Origin of the sequence: Streptomyces sp. NPDC087300 (assembly GCF_044744425.1) — a bacterium.
GTDB lineage: Bacteria > Actinomycetota > Actinomycetes > Streptomycetales > Streptomycetaceae > Streptomyces.
In genome coordinates this window covers 146,375-165,156 of record NZ_JBIUYI010000010.1, presented here as the reverse complement: position 1 = coordinate 165,156, position 18,782 = coordinate 146,375, and the positions used below count along the sequence as shown (strand labels likewise).

General features: G+C 74.7%; 2 protein-coding genes. Both read right to left on the bottom strand.

The genetic code is table 11. The annotated features are described in order from the left end of the window. Positions 1–25 precede the first annotated feature (25 nt). The gene (locus ACIO9J_RS35180; protein WP_402008511.1) at positions 26–3,652 is read right to left on the bottom strand and encodes an amino acid adenylation domain-containing protein; all 3,627 of its coding nucleotides are present in this window, start codon (positions 3,650–3,652) and stop codon (positions 26–28) included. Beyond that, positions 3,649–18,768, bottom strand: coding sequence for an SDR family NAD(P)-dependent oxidoreductase (locus tag ACIO9J_RS35175; protein ID WP_402008509.1), 15,120 nt, complete (start codon positions 18,766–18,768; stop codon positions 3,649–3,651). Before ACIO9J_RS35175 ends, ACIO9J_RS35180 begins: the two co-directional genes overlap by 4 nt. Positions 18,769–18,782: the final 14 nt, after the last annotated feature.

The window sequence follows — 18,782 nt, the reverse complement described above, 5'->3', positions numbered from 1 at the left end:
GCCGGGTGCCCGGCCGCCGCCGGGCTCAACGTTCCGCGCCGGACCTCCGGCGGCGCGCTCCGAGCAGGGACCGGCCCCGGCCCTGCTGGGGCCTCTCCCGCTTCGGCGGCGGCGTGCCCGCAGCGTCGCCGGCGAGATGGCGGGCCATCGTCCGGATCGTCGGATGACGGAACATGTCGAGCCGCTTCAACGCGGGACTCAGCTCCGCCCTGAGCCGCGCCACCACCTGGGTCAGCCGCAGCGAGTCCCCGCCCGCGTCGAAGAAGTTGACGTCGACGCCGACGTCCGCCGGGCCGAGCGCGCTTTGCCAGATCGCGGCGATCCGCCGCTCGACGGCGCTCTCCGGCACCGCCTCCCCTGCCGTCCCGGCCCGTCCGTGTGCCGCGGCGCCGTCGGGCGCGGGCAGGGCCTTGCGGTCGACCTTGCCGTTCGGGGTCAGGGGCAGTTCCGGCAGCACGACGACGGCGCCGGGGACCATGTACTCGGGCAGCCGCGCCCGCACCCGGTCGCGCAGCTCGGCGACCGCGGGGAGCCGGGCACCCGCGGCGACGACGTACGCCACCAGGCGACCGCCGCCGGGCCCGTCGTCGCGCACGGCCACGGCCGCCTCCGCGACGGCGGGGTGCTCGCGCAGCACCGTCTCCACCTCACCGAGTTCGATGCGGTAGCCGTGCAGTTTGACCTGGTTGTCGACCCTGCGCAGATACTCCAGACGGCCGTCGGGCAGCTGCCGCACGAGGTCGCCCGTGCGGTAGACGCGGCCGGGGGCGAAGGGGTCGTCGAGGAACTTCTCCGCGGTGAGCTCGGGCAGCCCGTGGTACCCGTCGGCCACGCCGTCGCCGCCGATGTACAGCTCGCCCTGCGCGCCGGGCGGCACGGGGCGGAGCCGCTCGTCGAGCACGTACATCCGGGTGTTGGCCAGCGGCCGCCCGATGGTGACGGGCCGCCCCGCCACCACCCGGTCGATCGAGGACCAGATGGTGGTCTCGGTCGGGCCGTACATGTTCCAGACCCGGCCCGCGCGCCGTACGAGATCGGCGGCCAGGTCGTCGGGCAGCGCCTCGCCGCCGCACAGGACCGTCACCTCGTCGCCGCCCCGCCAGCCCGCCTCGATCAGCATGCGCCAGGTGACCGGGGTCGCCTGCATGACGGTCGGCCGGCACGCCTCGACCAGCTCGCGCAGCTCGAACCCGTCGGCGGCCGTCGACGCCGGAGCGATCAGGACCTGGCCGCCGGTCACCAGCGGCAGGTACAGCTCCAGGCCCGCGATGTCGAAGCAGGCCGTGGTCACGGCGAGCAGGGTGTCCGTGCGGGCGAATCCGGGCTCCTTCGCCATGGAGCAGAGGAAGTTGGTCAGCGCCCGGTGGCCCACGCGTACGCCCTTGGGCAGCCCGGTGGAGCCCGAGGTGTAGATGATGTACGCGGGATCCTCGGCGGACGCCCGGTCCCGACGGCCCTCCGCCGTCCCCCGCGCCGGCTCGACGTCCTGCGGACCGGCGTCCGGCACGTCCAGTTCGACGACCTGCGACGGGCAGTCCCCCGGCAGCGCGGCGGACAGGGCGGACTCGGTGAGGACCAGGAGCGCGCCGGAGTCGTCGAGCATGTGGCGGAGCCGCTCGGGCGGATAGACCGGGTCGAGCGGTACGTACGCCGCGCCCGTCCGCAGGACCGCGAGGAGTCCGGTGAGCAGGTCCGCCGAGCGGTGCAGGAACACTCCGACGGCGGTGCCGGGACCGGCCCCGAGCCGGACGAGACGGTCGGCGAGCCGCGCCGAGCGCTGGTCGAGCTCTCCGTACGTCACGACGGATTCACCGAACCGGACGGCGGGCGCTTCGGGTTGGCGGCGGCTCCACTCGGCGACGAGCTGGTGCACGCGGCGGTCTCGGGGATAGTCGGCCGCCGTGTCGTTCCACGCTTCGAGCACCTGGTGGCTTTCGGCGTCGGTCAGCAGCGGCAGCAACCCGGCGTCCTCGTCGCTCAGTTGGGCGGCGGTGCGGAGGAACTGGCCGCAGCGGGCTGCGAGTCGGCGGGCGGCGGTGCCCATCCGGGGATCGCCCGGCTCGAAGACGATGGCACGGTCGCGCTCGCCGGGCAGTCCCAGGCGGACGGTGAGGGCGGGCGCTTCCGTGCCGGGGCCGGTGCCGGTGTCACGGCCGGTGTCGGCGCCGGTGCCTCGGCCGGTCTCGTAGCCGTCGGTCAGGTCCACCACGATCGGCGGCGTGGTCCCCGACAGCGCCGACCGCTCGTGCAGCCGCGGGTCGCGCAGCCGTACTCCGCGCAGCGGGGCACCCCGCCGCGCCACCTCGGCGAGCTGCCGCGCCACGGCCTCCTTGAGGTCGGTGAGCGTCCGGCCGACCACCACCTCCGGGGCGCGGAAGGGTACGTCGCGCATCAGCGGGCCCGGCCCGCCACCGGCCGCGGGAGGGCGCAGCCCGACGTCGAAGCCGCCGGCGTGTTCCCCCGCCATGCGGCCGAGGAAGAGCAGCAGCGCGGCGAGCAGCCAGGCCGTGCCCTCCTGCTCGTCCAGGGCGCGGACGTGGTCGGGTGCCTCGGCCCGTGCCGCCGCTCGGGACACAGGGGCCGCGTCCACGCCTTCGCCCGAAGCGTCCTCGGGGTCCCCCGACTCCCCTGCCTGCCAAGGGACTTCGAGGGGTTCCTGCGCGGTGAGCCGGCGCAGCCAGTGGGCCTCGTGACGGCGCGCGGCACGGGCCGCGGACGTCCACCGCTCGCACGCGGCATCGTCGGACTCGGTGAAGCGGTCGCCGGGGCGGACGGCGCCCGCGCCCCCGGGCCTGGCCCCGCCGTCCACGTCCACCAGCTCGGTGAGCCGTACGTCGAGGTCGGCCGTGGCGACGACCACGGCCGTGTCGTCGACGGCCAGCACGGTGCCCGGCGGACGCGTCGAGGGGGACGCGGTGACCTCCACGCCGCGCACCGCGAACAGCCGCTCGTCCAGGGCGAGGAGCGCGAGGCCGAACGCGTTGCGGTGCGGACCGAACTCGGTGGCCCGCACCAGCGCGGCCAGCTCACCGGCCGGTCGCCGCCAGGAGAACAGGCCGTCGCGGGGCGGGCCTTCGTGCGCCCCGTGGTAGGTGCGCCTGGTCAGGTCCTGCGGGGTGCGCGTCTCGGTGCCCGCGGCCAGTTCGTCGACCAGCTCGCCGAAGGAGGCGGCCGCGGCCTCGTAGCAGGTGTGGTTGAGCGTGTACGCGGTGTCGTCGGGCCCGACCGGGACCGTCCGCTGCTTCAGCACGTCGCCGGTGTCCGCCTCGCGCTCCATCACGTGCCAGGTCACGCCGTGCTCGGTGGCGCCCTCCAGGACGGCCCAGCTGGTGGCGTGCAGACCGGCGTGCCGGGGCAGCAGCGCGTCGTGGAAGTTCACGGGCATGCGCTCGGGCAGCGCGAGCACCTCGTCGGGCAGCATCCGCAGGTTGGTGATGCTGAAGAGGTACGCGAACCGCAGCGGACGCAGCCGTTCCGCGAGGCCGCGGCCGGGGTCGACGACGGCGATGCCGTGCCCGGCCGCCCAACGGCGCAGCGCCGGGGCCTCGGCCACCACGGCGGCGACCCGGTGGCCGCGCGTCAGCAGGTGCTCCCCGCACTCGGCGAGGAGCGGCTCCTCGCCGATCAGTACGGCGCTGAACGGTGTGGTCATCGCTGCTCCTCCTGGTCCTGAAGAACGGTTCTCAGCTGGTGGAGCAGGTCGTCCACCTCCGCGTCGGAGAGACCGTCGACGATCTCCTCGATGCCGTTTGCCGCTGTCGCCGGCGCCGGCTCGGCGGGGGCGGGCTCGGCGATCACCGGCTCGGCGGGGGCCGCCTCCGACACGTGCCGGCCGGCGAGGTGGCGGGCCAGGCGCTCGATGGTGATGTGCTCGAACAGGAGGGTCGAGGGCAGCGGCCCGTACTCCTGTTCCAGCTCCTTGGTGAGACTCAGGACCACCAGCGAGTCGATGCCGTAGTTCTCGAAGGTGGCCTTGGGATCGAGGAGTTCCTCCGGCATCTCCAGGACGTGGGCGAAGACCGCCTTGACCCGGAGCTCCGTGGCATGGACGAGGTCCGCTCCCGCAGACGCGGGCACGGGAGCGGGCACCGCCGTGGGCGCCGGGCCCGATACGGGCGCCGGGGCGTGCGCGGACGGCACGTCGGACGCGGGCGTCACGTCGGACGCGGGCGCCGGTACCAGCCCGTCGCTCTCCGCGACCAGCACGCACTGGTACGTGCCGCCGCCGGTGCCCTCGTGCGCCGCGACCTTGCGGAAGCCGTTGTGGGCCAGGACGTCGCGCCAGGCGGTCAGGCCGAGCAGCGGGGACCTGGGCAGCCGGTACTCCGCGTCCTCGAAGAGCCACCAGCCGGTGGCCAGACCGAAGATCAGCGACATCTGGTCGCGCAGCTCGACGCCTTCGTTGACCACCAGCACGCCGTTCGTACGCAGCAGTCGCTTGGTGTGCGCCAGGGTGCGGTCGATCCCGCGGGTCGCGTGGAACACGTTGGTGCCGAGCACCAGGTCGTACTCGCCCGTCCCGAAGCCCTGCTCCTGGGGGTCGCGTTCGATGTCCAGCGCGCGGAAGCCGGCGAAGGGGTGGTCGGCGCCGAACCGCCTGCGGCCGTGCCGTACGAATCCGTCCGAGACGTCGGTGTACACGTACTCGACGTGGTCACCGTGGCCCGCGGCCTTGAGCCCGCGCAGCACCCGCTCGCTGGTGCCGCCGGTGCCCGCGCCCACTTCGAGGATCCGGATCCGGTCCCCGGGGCGGCCGCGCAGCCGCTCCGACACGTACCGCGCCACGGTGTCCGCGACGTCGGCGTTGCACCGGTCGGTGACCGGATCCCCGGCGTAGACGGCCTCCACGAGGTCGAAGGAGCCGTCGGGGAAGAGCACGTCCAGGTGGCCGCGCCGTCCGGTCAGGACGTCGGGCAGCGCGTCGAGGCAGCGCAGCAGCAAGGTGGCCACCGGGCCGGACGCGGGGTGACGTCGCGTCAACTCTGCGGCTTCCGCGCCGGGTTGGGCTGCCGCGCGTGCCACGTCCGGGTCCTCGACACGGTCCGTGACGACCAGCGAACCGTCCCCCTCGCCGTTCGCTCCTTCGTCCTCCGCGCGGAGGTAGCCGCCGCGCAGCAGGACGTCGACGAGCAGATCGAGCAGCCGCTCCTGCCCCGCGGTGACACCGAGGCGGGTGCGGAGGCCCTCGCGGGTGTGCCGCTCGCCGGGGCTCCGCAGGACGCCCATGGTCCGCAGCGTGGCGGCCAGAAGGCGCCGGGCGAGCTCTTCGGTGTCAGCGGACGCGGTGTCACCCGCGCCCACCGGGACGTCGCGCGCCGCCGGGTACGCGGCGAGCGCGGCCGGGACGGACCGCTGAGGCGGTTGCGGCCGCAGCACGGTGTGCGGGTCGACGCCGAGGCCCGCGAGGATCCCCTGCTCGGCCTTGACCACCAGGGCCTGCGGCAGGTCACCCGCCAGGATCCGCTCGACGGCGGCCATGCCCTCGTCGGCGCCGATCGGCTGGATGCCCGCGGCGGCGAAACGGCGCAGGACGCCCTCCCGGTGGGCGTCGCCCGCGGCGTGCCAGTAGCCCCAGTTGACGATCCGCACCGGGTAGAGCGCGGCGTGCGCGGCGGCAAGACCCCAGGCATCGGCGACATGGCAGCCCGCCGCGTACCCGGCCTGGCCGTGGTTGCCCTCGAACGTGACGGCGGACGAATAGAGCAGCGCGAAGTCGAGATCCTCACCGCGCAGCGCGTGGAACATGCTCCACACCGTGTCGGCCTTGGCGTCGAGGGCGCTGCGCAGCTCGGTCTCGCCGAGGTCCCTGATCGGCTTGTCCACCAGGACCATCGCGGAGTGGATCACACCGTGCAGCGCGCCGAAGCGCTGCTTGGCCCCGTCGATGACGTCGCGCAGCGCCACCGGGTCGGCGGCGTCGCACCGCACGTACCTGACCTCGCCGCCCAGCCGTTCCAGGGCCGCCAGTTCGGCGCGGCGCCGCTCGTCCAATGCGCCGCGCCCGATCAGGACGAGGCGGGCCCGGTAGGTGCGGGCGAGGTGCGCCGCGGTGTCACGGCCGAGCACGCCGAGGCCGCCGATGACGAGGTACACGCCGCGGTCGCGGAAGCGCGTCGGAGCGGTGGGCAGCTCCACGCGCTCCAGGGCACGGACACGTCGTACGCCACCGCGCAGGGACACCGGGCCGACCTTGGCCTGGACCGGTTCGGTCACCAACTGCCGTACTCCGTCGGCGATCTCGTCGCCACGGACGTCCAGGCACGCCGCGCTCAGGCGCGGGTACTCCTTGGCCGCGGCCTCGCAGAAACCGATGAGTCCCGCGGCCGCGGGGCGCACCCGGTCCGCCTCGCCGAGCGGCAGTCCGTCGGCGGTGAGGACCTTCAGGCGCAGGGGCCGGTCGAGCAGGCCGTGCCGGTCCAGGCCGCGCACCAGGCGGTAGAGCGAGACGACACCGCGGTCCTGTGCCTCGCGCACCTCCCGGCCGTCGTGCGGGAGCCCGTCCGGGCCGCCGGTGGCGAGGAAGTACACCAGGTCGATCTCCGGGGAGCGGGCCAGGACCTGGTCCACCTCCCGGTCGCCGAGCCCGCCGGACCCGATGCCCAAGTGCAGGTGCCGGGCGTCCGGGTGGGCCCGTTCGAGCGTCGTCGTCAGATGGGCCGCGTCCTCGGCGGCGACGGTCAGGACCGTCCGGGGAGCGGGTGCGCCGTCGGGCGTGCGCAGCGGCGGGGCGACCGCCCAGCGGGGCCGGTAGTCGATACCGGGCGCCGCCTTCAGCTCGCGCAGTGCCAGGCCGGTGATCCGTACGCAGACGCGTCCCGTCTCGTCGGCGATCGTGACGTCGAACCGGTGGGCGCCCAGGTCCTGGACGAAGGACCAGCCGTCGTCGGGCACCGGGGCGTGCAGTTCGACCAGGTCGGCGGCGAACGGCAGGAGCGGGCGGGCGCCGTCGTCCGCCCGGTCGGCGAGCAGCAGGGCCACCGGATGCAGTGCCGCGTCGAGCGTGCCCGGGTCGAGCGGTCCTGGACGGGCTCCGGCGCGGTGCTGTTCCGCCGGGCGGCGCAGCCGGGCGAGCGCGGTCCGCTCGCCGGTCCACGCCTGCTCCACGCGCCGGAAGTAGGGGCCGTAGGGCAGGCCGCGCCGACGCAGGGCGGCGTAGAGCTCCTCGTGCGTCACCTGGTGGGGGCAGTCCGCCCTGAGCAGGTCGGTCGCCAGCGCGGCGGGCCGCTCGGGGACCGCGTCGAGCAGCTGGCCGAGCGAGTACACCCGGTCGTCGGCGGTGCCGGTCAGCCGGTAGTCCAGGGCCGTGCCCCCGTGTCCCCCGGCGTCCCGCGCGGGGGCGAGCCCGAGGGTGAGCCCGGTGCCGCCGTCCGGCACCAGGACCGGGGACAGCCAGCGCACGTCACGGAAGGCGCGCACCGCTCCGCCGTCCAGGGCCCCGGCGATCAGGGCGAGATGGCCCACGCCGGGCAGCACGCGACGGCCTCCGACGACGTGGTCGCGTACGACCGGGTCGGCGGGTGCGAGGGTGAGGGAGACCTGACCGGCGCGCAGGCCCGCCGGATCCGTGGCGCCGGCGGCGGGTTCGGTGTGCGCGGGGGCAGCGGTGTGCACGAGATCAGCGGCATGCGTGGCGGGCGTGCCGCCGGTCAACGGCAGCCAGTGTCGCGTCCGTTCGAACGGGTAGCCGGGCAGCGGCACCGTACGGTCGATGCCCTGCCGCGCCGGGGCGAGGGCCGACCAGTCGGTGAAGGCCCCGGAGACCCAGAGCCTGGCCAGCCGGGCGAGGTCCCCGTCGACGGCCAGGGTCCGCAGGAAGTCGGGACCCGCGCCTTCGGTGAACACCTCCGCGAGCGCGGTGTGCTGTTCGGCGTCGCCGAGGATCGCCCAGGGGCCCGTGTTGCCTTCGGCGAACGCCGCGAACTTGTCGGCGGCGTCGCTCGGGTCGGACGCCAGGAACGCGAGCCGCTCGGGCAGCGCCTCCCTGCCGATCCGCAGGGTGTGGCCGAGGTCGGCCAGCGCGGGCCGCTCGCGGCGCAGGTGGGCGGCGAGCTCGGCCGCGTACGCCCGCAGCCGTTCGGGGCCGCGCGCGGAGAGCACCAGGAGCTCGGGGGCGCCCGCGGGGGCGGCGGGCCGGGCCGCGGGGGCCCGGTACTCCTCCAGGATCACATGCGCGTTGGTGCCGCCCGCGCCGAACGAACTCACGCTCGCCCGGCGCGGCTGCTCCACCCACTCGCCGTCCCGCTCCACGACCGGCCGCGGCCAGTCGGCGAGTTCGCGCTGCACCCGGAACGGGGACCGCGCGAAATCGATGATCGGATTGGTCTCCTCGGAGTGCAGCGAAGGCACCAACTCGCCGTGGGACAGCTGGAGTACGGCCTTGGTGATGCCCGCGATGCCCGCGGCCCCCTCCAGGTGGCCGATGTTGGACTTCACCGAGCCGAGCGCGATGCTCCCGGCGGACGGCACGGCCCCGGCGAAGGCCTGGCACAGGCCCGTGTGCTCGATCGGGTCGCCCAGGGAGGTGCCCGTGCCGTGCGCCTCGACGTAGCCGATGGTGGCCGGGTCGATGCCCGCCCGGTCGAGTGCCTCCTCGACGAGGGCCTGCTGCGCCTGCGGGTTGGGCACGGTGAAGCCGCCCGTACGGCCGCCGTGGTTCACCGCCGTCGCCTTGATCACGGCGTGGATGTGGTCGCCGTCCGCGACCGCGTCGGAGAGCCGCTTGAGCAGGACGGCGCCGACGCCCTCACCCGGCACGTACCCGCTGCCCCCGGCCCCGAAGGAACGGCAGCGGCCGTCGGTGGAGAGCATCCGCATGCGGCTGAGGTGCGCGTACTTGAGCGGATGCGCGGAGACGTTGACACCGCCCGCGAGCGCGTAGCGGCACTCGCCCGCGCGGATGCTCTCGCAGGCCTGGTGGAGGGCGACGAGGGAGGCCGAGCACGCGGTGTCCACCACCACGCTCGGGCCTCGGAAGTCGCCGAAGTACGACACCTGGTTGGCTATCGCGGAGCGGTTGGCGAGCACCGTGTGGTGGTTGCCCTTGGCCGCCTCGTCGGCGGCGAGCTGGGCGTAGTCGCCCCACATGACGCCGGCGAAGACACCGACGTCGTGCCCTTGGCCGCCGTAGCGCGGGCGCGGCAGGCGGGACGGCGGGTAGCCCGCGTTCTCCAGCGCCGACCAGGCGGCCTCCAGGAACAGGCGCTCCTGAGGGTCCATCAACTTTGCCTGGGACGGCGGGATCCGGAAGAAGAGCGAGTCGAAGGCGGCCACGTCGGAGAGGAAGCCTCCCCACTTGCCGTAGCTGGCGCCGGGCGCCGACCGGTCGCTGTCGAAGTGGGCGTCGGCGTCCCAGCGTTCACGGGGCACCTCGGTGACCGAGTCCTTGCCCTGGCGCAGGTTCTCCCAGAACTCCGCCAGGTCGCGGGCTCCCGGGTAGCGGCCGCTGATGCCGATGACGGCGATGTCGTCGTCGGCCGCCAAAGGAGCGCGCGGGGGTCTGGCGGCGGCCGGGGACGGGGCCGGAGGCTCCTCGACGGCGACCGCCGGAGCCACCGGAGCCGCCTGTACCGTCGGGCCAGGCCCCTGGTCGGCCGGGGCCGGCCGTGCCTCGTCGGGGAACAACCGCCGTGCCGCGTCCGCGTGTTCGGCCAGGAGGTGCTGCGCGAGGTCGTGCACCGTGCGGTACTCGAAGAGGAGGGTGCCGCGGGCGCCGGGGAAGTCCCGGTCGAGGTGTTCGTTGGACTCCATGACCAGTACGGAGTCGAGTCCGTACGCGTCCAGCGTGGTGTGGTCGTCCATGCGCTCCCGCGCGAGACCGAGGACCTCCGACAGCAGGCCCCGCACGTGATCCTTCATGCGGGTGAGCAGAGCCGGGGAGGGTGCGGGGGAAGAGGACCCGGCAGCGGGGCGGGCCGCGGATTCGGTGCGAGGCGTCAGGGCGAGGTCGACGGCCCGGGGGTCGCCGACGGCGGGCACCAGCCGGACGAGCCCGGTCCGCCAGGCGAGTTCGATCGCCCGCATGCCCTCGGGTCCGGTGAACTCCCGCATTCCGGTCCGCCGTTGGTACCCGGCGCGCTCCTCCTCACCCATCAGGGCGTCCACGCCGCCGATCCGCCACAGCGGCCAGGCGAGCGACAGGGTGCGGCCCGATGCGCGCCCCTCACGCACCTGGCGGTCGCGTCGCGCGGCGTAGGAGTCGAGGTAGCGGTTGGCCGCGGCGTAGGCGCAGGTGCCGAAGTCGCCGACGACCGAGGCGATGGAGGAGAACACGACGAACAGGTCGAGCGGTTCGTCGGCGGTGAACGCGTCGAGCAGCCTGACTCCGTGCGCCTTGGCCGCGAGCAGCTCGGTGAAACGGGCGAGGCCGGCTTCGAGGACCGTGCCCTGGTCGGCGGCGCCCGCGAGGTGGAAGACGCCGTCGAGGTGACCGAAGCGCTCCTTGGCCCGCGTCACCGCGGCGCGCATGGCCACCGGGTCGGCGCTGTCGGCGGCCACGAGCAGCACATCGGCGCCGAGCGCGCCGAGTTCACCGGCCGCCGCACGCGCCGCCGGCCGCTCGGCCGAGCGGCTGACCAGCACGAGCCGCGCCTGATACGCCGACGCCAGGTGACGGGCCAGCTCCAGGCCGATGCCGCCGGTGCCGCCGGTGAGCAGGTAGGTGCCGTGCTGCTTGAGCGGGTTCGTGCCGTCGGACGCGGGGGCCCGCACCTCGGCCGCGCGCAGGGCGCGGATCTGGCGGCCCGCCGTCGAACGGCGCACCTCAGCTCCGGCGAGCCGGCCGCCCTGGGCCAGCTCGGCGGCGAGCAGGCCCGGCAGTTCGGGGGCGTCGGCCAGACCGTCCGCGCAGGTCACGGTGAACAGTTCGAGGCGCGGCAGGACCCCGGAGGTGGAGAGCGCGAAGCCCGCCACGGCCTCCTGGTCGGGGCGCGGTCCCGACTCGGTCTCGGCCAGGACGTAGGCGCAGCGCACCCGTCCGGTGAGGCGGACCGCGTCGAGGGCCAGGACGAGGGAGCGCAGGGAGCCGAGACCGCGCGCGAAGGCCGCGTCGAGGGCCTCCCCCGCCGCTTCGGCCGCGCCCGCGGCGCCGTTCGGGACGGGATCGGCCGTCACGCCCCACAGGTGGACGATGTCGAGCGAACGGACACCGGCCCGCTCCAGATCCGTCAGGAGCCGCTCGAAGTCGCCCGCCCTGGAAGGGTCGACGGCGTACCGGTCGGGGCCTGTGCGCGCGAAGGACGTCGCGGTGCGTACGTCGATGACGCGCCGCCCGCCGGACAGCGCGGCCAGCCCCTCGGCCGTCGTGTCGGCGTCCGCGAGGACGAGCACCGCGTCCGCGGCCGCGGGGGCGTCCGGCGCGAGGTCCTTGTCCTGCCAGACCTGCTGGTAGAAGAACGGCGTTTCCGTGCCCGCGGGTTCCGGCGCCGGTGCGGGAGCGTTGTCGTCGAGGCGGCGGCCGCCGAAGTCGTCGATGCGGACCAGCTCGGTCCCCGCCTCGTCGAGGACGCGCACGTCGAACCGCCGCAGCCCCGCTGCCGGGTCGGTGTGGCGAGCGGGGACGGCGTACGCGTAACAGGTGCGGGGCAGCCCGGCGTACGGCGCCCGGACCTCCAGGGTGCCGAGGCTGAAGGGCACGGCGAGGCTCCCGGCCTCCTCGGGCGACGTCAGGTCCGCCCAGTGGCAGGCACGCAGGGCGCCGTCGAGCAGCGCGGGGGGCAGGAGTTCCGCGACGCCGGTGTCCTGCTCGGGCAGGGCGAGTGCGACGAGTGCGGCGCCGTTGCCGAAGTGGACTTCCTCGATGACGTCGAAGGAGGGCCCGTAGGCGAAGTGGGCCGCGCGGTAGGCGCGTTGGACGTCCGCACCGGCCAGGTGCCGGGGGCTGTCCGCACGCAGCGCGTCGAGGTCGAAGGACCCGGCGGGGCGCGGGCCCGGGGCCGGGACGGTCACCGTGCCGCGTACGTGAACGGTCCGGTCGGTGCGGTCGCTGCCTGAGGTGCGGTCGGCGTGGTCCGTGGCGTCCGACGTCCAGACGGTGAAGGCCAGTTCGCCGGTGTCGTCACCACGTCCGGCCGCGGCGTCGGCGGTGCGGGCCAGGCTGACGTGGACGTCGCGCGGCTCGTCCCCGATCACCACGGGGCGGCCCCACAGCACGTCCCGCAGGGCGTGGGCGCCGTCGAGCCCGGCCAGCTGGGCCGCGGCCCTCGCCAACTCCAGGCAGGCCGCACCGGCCAGCAGGCCCCGGCCTTCGATGGTGTGGTCGCGCACCAGCGGCTCGTCGGGCAGGAAGGTCCTGCGGAAGCGGATCTCGTCGACGGTGGATTCGTTGGCGTCGATCAGCGGATGGAGGCGGGCGGTCGCCGCCGTCCCCGGCCGCTGCTCGCGCTCCCGGTCGACGGGCCGCTCCTGGCCCCGGTCCGCCGCTGGGACCCAGTAGCGCTCCCTGGCGAACGGGTAGAGCGGGGCGGGGACACGGCGGGGGCGCTCGCCCCGCGCGGGGGCGAGGGTGTCCCAGTCGGCCGTGCCGTCCCGCGTCCAGCGCGCGGCTAGTTCGAAGGCCGGGCCTTCCTCCCCCGGCCGCGCGGACCCGGCGGCCTCGCCGGGCAGCACGAGGCCCGTGCACGGTGTGCCGTCGCGGTAGGCGCGCAGCGCCCGCACGAGCGCGGCGCCGTCGTCGGCGACCACCGCGAGCCGGTGCTCCATCACCTCACGGCCGTGCTGCAGCGTGTGGGCGAGGTCCATGGCGCGTACGCGGTCGCGTTCGACGAAGTCGGCGAGGCGTCCCGCGTACGCGCCGAGCCGCTCCGCGTCGCGCGCGGAGAGCGGGAAGACCAGCGGTCCGGCGAACCGCTGACCGGCCACGGGCTCCTCCGTGTGCTCGGGTCCCTGCCGGTACTCCTCGATGACCAGGTGGGCGTTGGAGCCGCCCGCGCCGAAGGAGCTGAGTCCCGCCCTGCGGGGCGCCGGGCCGGTGTCCCCCGCGGGCTCGGGCCAGTCGGCCGTCTCGCGCTGCACCCGGAACGGCGCGCGCTCGAAGTCGATGTTCGGGTTGATCTCCTCGGAGTGCAGCGAGGGGACCAGCCTGCGGTGCTTGAACTGGAGCAGCACCTTGGTGAGTCCGGCGATGCCCGCGGCCGATTCGAGGTGTCCGATGTTCGACTTCACCGAGCCGATGGGCCACCGGGCGCTGTCCCCGTCGGGGGCTCCGAAGGCCTTGGCGAGACCGGCCACCTCGATCGGGTCGCCGAGCGAGGTGCCGGTGCCGTGCGCCTCCACGTATCCGATGTCCGCGGGCCGCAGCCCCGCACCGGCCAGCGCGCGGCGCACCGAATCGGCCTGCGCGTGCGGGCTGGGCACGGTGTAACCGTTCGTACGGCCCCCGTGGTTGACGGCGTGCCCACGGATCACGCCGTAGATGTGGTCGCCGTCGCGCTCGGCGGCGGCCAGCGGCTTGAGCAGTACCGCGCCGACGCCCTCGCCCGGGACGTAGCCGGTGCCCCCGGCGCCGAAGGCCCGGCACCGGCCGTCGGCCGAGACGAACCTGCCCTGGCTGAGGAAGACGTACTTGTACGGGTGCAGGGAGAGGTTCACGCCGCCCGCGACGGCGACCTCGCTCTCCCCGCCGCGCAGGCTCTCGCAGGCCAGGTGGATCGCGGTCAGGGACGACGAGCACATGGTGTCCAGGGCGATGCTCGGCCCGTTCAGGCCCAGCGTGTAGGAGACCCGGTTGGCGATCGAGGCGAACGAGGAGCCGGTGACCCTGATGCCGCCGCGCTCCGCGTCGGCCGCGCCGTAGAGCTGGTACTCGCCGTACATCACGCCGACGAAGACGCCCACGGCGCGCCCCGACAGCTCGTCCCTGCGGTAGCCGGCGTCCTCCAGGACGTGCCAGGCGTTCTGGAGGAAGAGGCGCTCCTGCGGGTCCATCAGCTCCGCCTCGCGGGGCGAGATGCCGAAGAACAGCGGGTCGAAGCGGTCGACGTCGCGCAGGAAGCCGCCCCACTTGGAGGAGGCGCGGCCGCGGGCCGCCGGGTCGGGGTCGAAGTACCGGTCGTGGTCCCATCGGTCGGCGGGGATCTCCGTGACGCAGTCGCGGCCCGCGGCGAGGTTCTCCCAGAACTCGCCGATGTCGTCGGCCATGGGGTAGCGGCCTGTGAGTCCGATGACGGCGACGGCGCCGTCGTCGGGGCTTGGGGCGGCGGCGGGCCCGGCGTCCACGGGCGTCGGCATCGGCTCCCTGACCACGGCGGCGGGTGCGGCCACGGCGGACTGTGCGACCTGTGCGGACTGCGCGGCGCCCGCCAGTTCGGTCAGGCGTGCGGCGTGCTCCGACACGAAGTAGCCCGCCAGCTCCTCCAAGGTGGCGTACTCGAAGAACAGGGTCTTGGGCAGTCCTTCGAAGTGGCGTTCCAGCTCGGCGTTGAGCTGGGTGATGAGCAGCGAGTCGATGCCGTACCGGTCGAACGGCACCTTCAGGTCGAGCTCGGCCGGGTCGAGTTTGGTCCGCTCGGCGAGCAGCTCGCGCAGGAAGGTCCCCGCCCACGCGGTCAGGTCCTGTCCCTGCGCTTCCGTGGGCGCCGGGCCGGCGGGGAGAGGGACGGAGCGCACCGGCGTGGGCGTGAGGGCCGCCGCGATCCGGTCCGGGTCGCCGTGGCCGACGAGGACCGCACCGCCGTGCCCGCGCAACGCCTCGTCGAAGGCCGCGATGCCCGCGGCCGTGGGCATCGGGACCAGGCCCGCGCGCTGCCGCACGGCCCGCGCCGCGGTCTCGTCCTGGCGCATCCCGCCGTCCAGCCAGAGCGGCCAGGCGAGGGACAGGGTGCGGCCCGCGCGCCGGCCCGCCGCGACCTGCGCCTCGCGGCGCTCGGCGAAGGCGTCGAGGAACGCGTTGGCGTACGCGTAGTCGCTCTGTCCCGCGTTGCCGAAGGCGGCGGCGATCGACGAGAAGCAGACGAAGAGGTCCAGCGGGTCGTCGGCGGTGAGCCGGTCGAGGTGGACGGTGCCGTGCGTCTTGGCGCGGACGACGTCGGTGAACTCCTCCCAGCTCTTGTGCAGCAGGTAGGAGTCGTGCAGGGTGCCCGCCGCGTGCACCACCGCGCGGATCGCGCCGTGCTCGGCGCGCACGGTGTCCAGCAGCGTGCGCAGGGCGTCCTCGTCGGCGACGTCCGCGCGCCGGAAGGTGACGTCGTGCCCGGCCGCGCGCAGCGCCGCGACGCGCCGCTCGGCGTCCGCGCCGGGACCGGTCCTGCCGATCAGCACGAGCGGCGCGTCCGAGCGGCTCGCGAGGTGCTCGGCGACGGCCAGACCGATGCGGCCCGCACCACCGGTGATGAGGCAGGCACCGCCGCTCTTGAGGACGGCGTCGTCCTCGGGCCCTTGAGCGGCTTCGAGGCGCCGGTGGCGCCGTACGCTCCGGACGGCGCCGCTGTGCCGCGTCTCGGTCTCGCCGTCGCCGAGGGAGGCGAGTTCGGCCACCAGGGTGGGCAGGCTCCTGGCGTCGGCGTCCAGGCCGACCAGGCGGTGGGTCAGGCGCGGGTTCTCCAGTGCGACGGTGCGGGCGAAGCCCGCGAGCGCGGCCGCGGTGGGGCCCGCGCCGTACGCGTCGGTGCGGTGGGCGATCAGCAGGGCCGTGCGGTGGCCGCCGCGGCGTTCGACGAGGGCCTTGGTGAGCGCGAAGACCGCGCGCACGCCGTGGTCGAGCAGCGCGGGCGACAGGGGCTCGGCAGGATCGCCCGCGTCGCACCAGGTGTGCAGTACGGCGGCCGGGGTCCGCCCCGCCTCGGCCAGGCGGTCGAGGAGCGCGGTGAAGTCGGCCCCGCTGGCCGGGTCCACGGTGAAGTGCCCGCTGTCCACCGCGGTGAACTGCCTGCCGGGGGTCACCAGGACCACGTCGGGGTCGCTCTCGCCCGCGGCGCGCAGAGCCTCGGTCAGTTCGGCGCGGCGGGCGGGGTCGTGCGCGAGCAGGAGGCGCGGTCCCGCCGGGCCCTGGGCGGCCGGTACCGCGGCTTCGGCGGGTTCCCAGACGCCGCGGAACAGGGCGGTCCCGGCCTCCTCGCGGGCCCCGCGCAGGGTGCGTACGGACAGGTCGTGGAGCCGGGCGAGCGTTCTGCCCTCGGTGTCGAGGACGGTGACGTCCGCCTTGGTCTGCTTGGTCTGCTTCTCCCCCGCGCCGTGGGCGGGCAGCGTGACGTGGGCGAGGCAGTGCCGGGGCAGCGGCGCGAAGACTTCCAACTGGCCCAGCGCGAACGGCAGATACGTGGTGTCCTCGTCCGCACCGGCGGCGAGCAGGCCGACCACCGCGTGCAGGGCGCCGTCGAGCAGCGAGGGATGCAGGACGAAGGCGCCGTCGGCCGAAGAGGCGGACGCGGCCTCGGGCAGTTCGAGGACGCCGAGTGCCTGTCCATCGCCGCGGCGCAGTTCGCGCACGGACCGCATGGCGGGGCCGTAGTCGAGCCCGCGGTCCCGCAGCAGGTCGTAGAGCTCGGGTGCGGCGAGCCGGTCGGGGCAGTGCTCGGCGAGGGCCGCCGGGTCGACGGGTCCTGGCGCGGGGGCGTCGGCCGTCGCGGGGGCGGTGAGTTCACCGCGGGCGAAGACCTCGGGCGCGTCCGGGACATCGCCCGTGGCACCGGCTGCCGGGCTGTCGATCACGAACCTGGCGCCGTCGCCGTGCGGCATGAGCCGGATGTGTACCGTCCGCGGCCCCTGGCCGAAGGACAGCGGGCGCTCGAAGGAGACCCGGCCGAGGGACGGGCCGACCGGCGCGCTGTCGGGCAGGGCCAGGGCTCCGGCGGCCCGCGCCATCTCCAGGTAGCCGACGGCGGGCATGATCGCCTCGTCCGCGACGCGGTGCTCGGCTATGTAGAACTCGTCGCCGGTCAGGGCGGTGGCGTAACGGTGCTCCGCCAGGGTGGAGACGTTGGCGCCGAGCAGCGGGTGCAGCGTCTCGGGGGCCGTGTTCTCGGGGGCCGTTTCCTCGGAGGCCTTGGAGTCCTTGGATTCCTCGGGGTCGAGCCAGATCCGGCGGCCCTCGAAGGGATAGGTGGGCAGGGGGATGCGGCGGCGCCGCTCGTCCCCGTAGAACGCCGCCCAGTCCACGTCCGCGCCGCCCAGCCAGGCGGTGCGCACGGCGTCCAGCAGCGCGCGCCCCGTCAGCTCCGCGCCGGGCGTGAACGTCCGCTGGTCACCGGCGGGTTCACCGTCGCCCGTGGAGCCCGTCCCGGATCGCTCGCGCAGGGCGCGTACGGCCCCGGCACGGTCGGCGCAGATGACGGCACGGCGGTGGCGGTGGGCCCGACGGCCCATGGCGAGGGTGTACGCGGCGTCGGCGAGGTCGGTGTCGGGGTGCTGTTCGAGGTGGTCGGCCAGGTCGTCGGTGAGGGTGTCAAGGGCCGTGCCGGTCCTGGCGGACAGGACGAGCAACTGCTCGCCGCGCGCGCGAGGTTCGACGGGCTCGGGCCGCGGTGCTTCTTCGAGGATCGCGTGGGCGTTGGTGCCGCCGATGCCGAACGAGCTCACGCCCGCCCGCAGCGGCCCTTCCCCGGTCCACGGCCTGGTCTCGGTGTTGACGTAGAACGGGGTCGCCGCGAAGTCGATGGCCGGGTTGGGCCGTTCGAAGTTCAGGGTCGGCACCAGGGACCGGTGGCGCAGCATCAGCGCGGTCTTGATCACCCCGGCCACTCCGGCGGCGGCGTCGAGGTGGCCGACGTTGGACTTGAGCGAGCCGATGGCGCAGAAGCCGGTGTCGCCGGTGCCGCGCCGGAACGCGTCGGTGAGCGCGGAGACCTCCACCGGGTCGCCGAGGCGGGTGGCGGTGCCGTGCGCCTCGACGTAGGTGACGCTCGCCGGTTCCGTGCCCGACACGGCGTGCGCCTCGGCGACGACGGCCGCCTGCCCCTCCTTGCCGGGGGCCGCGTAACTCACCTTCAGGGAGCCGTCGTTGTTGGTCGCGGTGCCCTTGATCACCGCGTGCACGGTGTCCCCGTCGGCCAGGGCGTCCTCCAGGAGCTTGAGGACGACGATCCCGACGCCGTTGCCGAGTACGGTGCCGCTGGCGTCCGCGTCGAAGGTGCGTACGTGGCCGTCGCTGGAGAGGATCGCGCCTTCCTCGTACAGATATCCGCGCGTCTGGGGGAACTTGACGGTCACGCCGCCCGCGAGCGCCATGTCGCACTCGCCGTTGATCAGCCCCTGGCAGGCCAGGTGGATGGCGACCAGGGAGGTCGAACAGGCCGTCTGGACGCTGTAACTCGGGCCGCGCAGGTCGAGTTTGTAACTGACGCGGGTGGCCAGGAAGTCCTTGTCGTTGCCGACCATCACCTTGAAGTGGTCGGAGGTGGCGGTCTGGTCGATGCGGGGCAGCACGTTCTGCTGCAAGTAGGTGTTGATCGCCGCGCCGCCGTAGACGCTGATCAGCCCGTCGAAGCGGCGCGGGTCGTATCCCGCGTCCTCCAGGGCCGTGTGGCAGCTCTGCAGGAACAGCCGCTGCTGGGGGTCGATGAGCTCCGCCTCGACGGGCGTGAGCTCGAAGAACCCGGTGTCGAAGAGGTCGACGTCCGGCAGGACGCCGTGCGCCCGCACGTACGCGGGATCGGAGCGCAGCGCCGCCGGGACACCGGCCTCGGCGAGCTCGTCGTCGTCGAACCGGGAGATGCCCTCGCGGCCCGCGCGCAGCAGCTCCCAGAATTCCGCCACGCTGTCGGCTCCCGGGAAGCGCCCGGCCATACCGACGATGGCGATGTCGTTCCCGGACACTTCGGTGCCGTCGTGCGAACTCACGGTCGTTCCCTCTT

Excerpts from the sequence above, each read along its gene's own strand:
- ACIO9J_RS35180 (WP_402008511.1), bottom strand. The coding sequence starts at position 3,652 with ATGACCACACCGTTCAGCGCCGTACTGATCGGCGAGGAGCCGCTCCTC.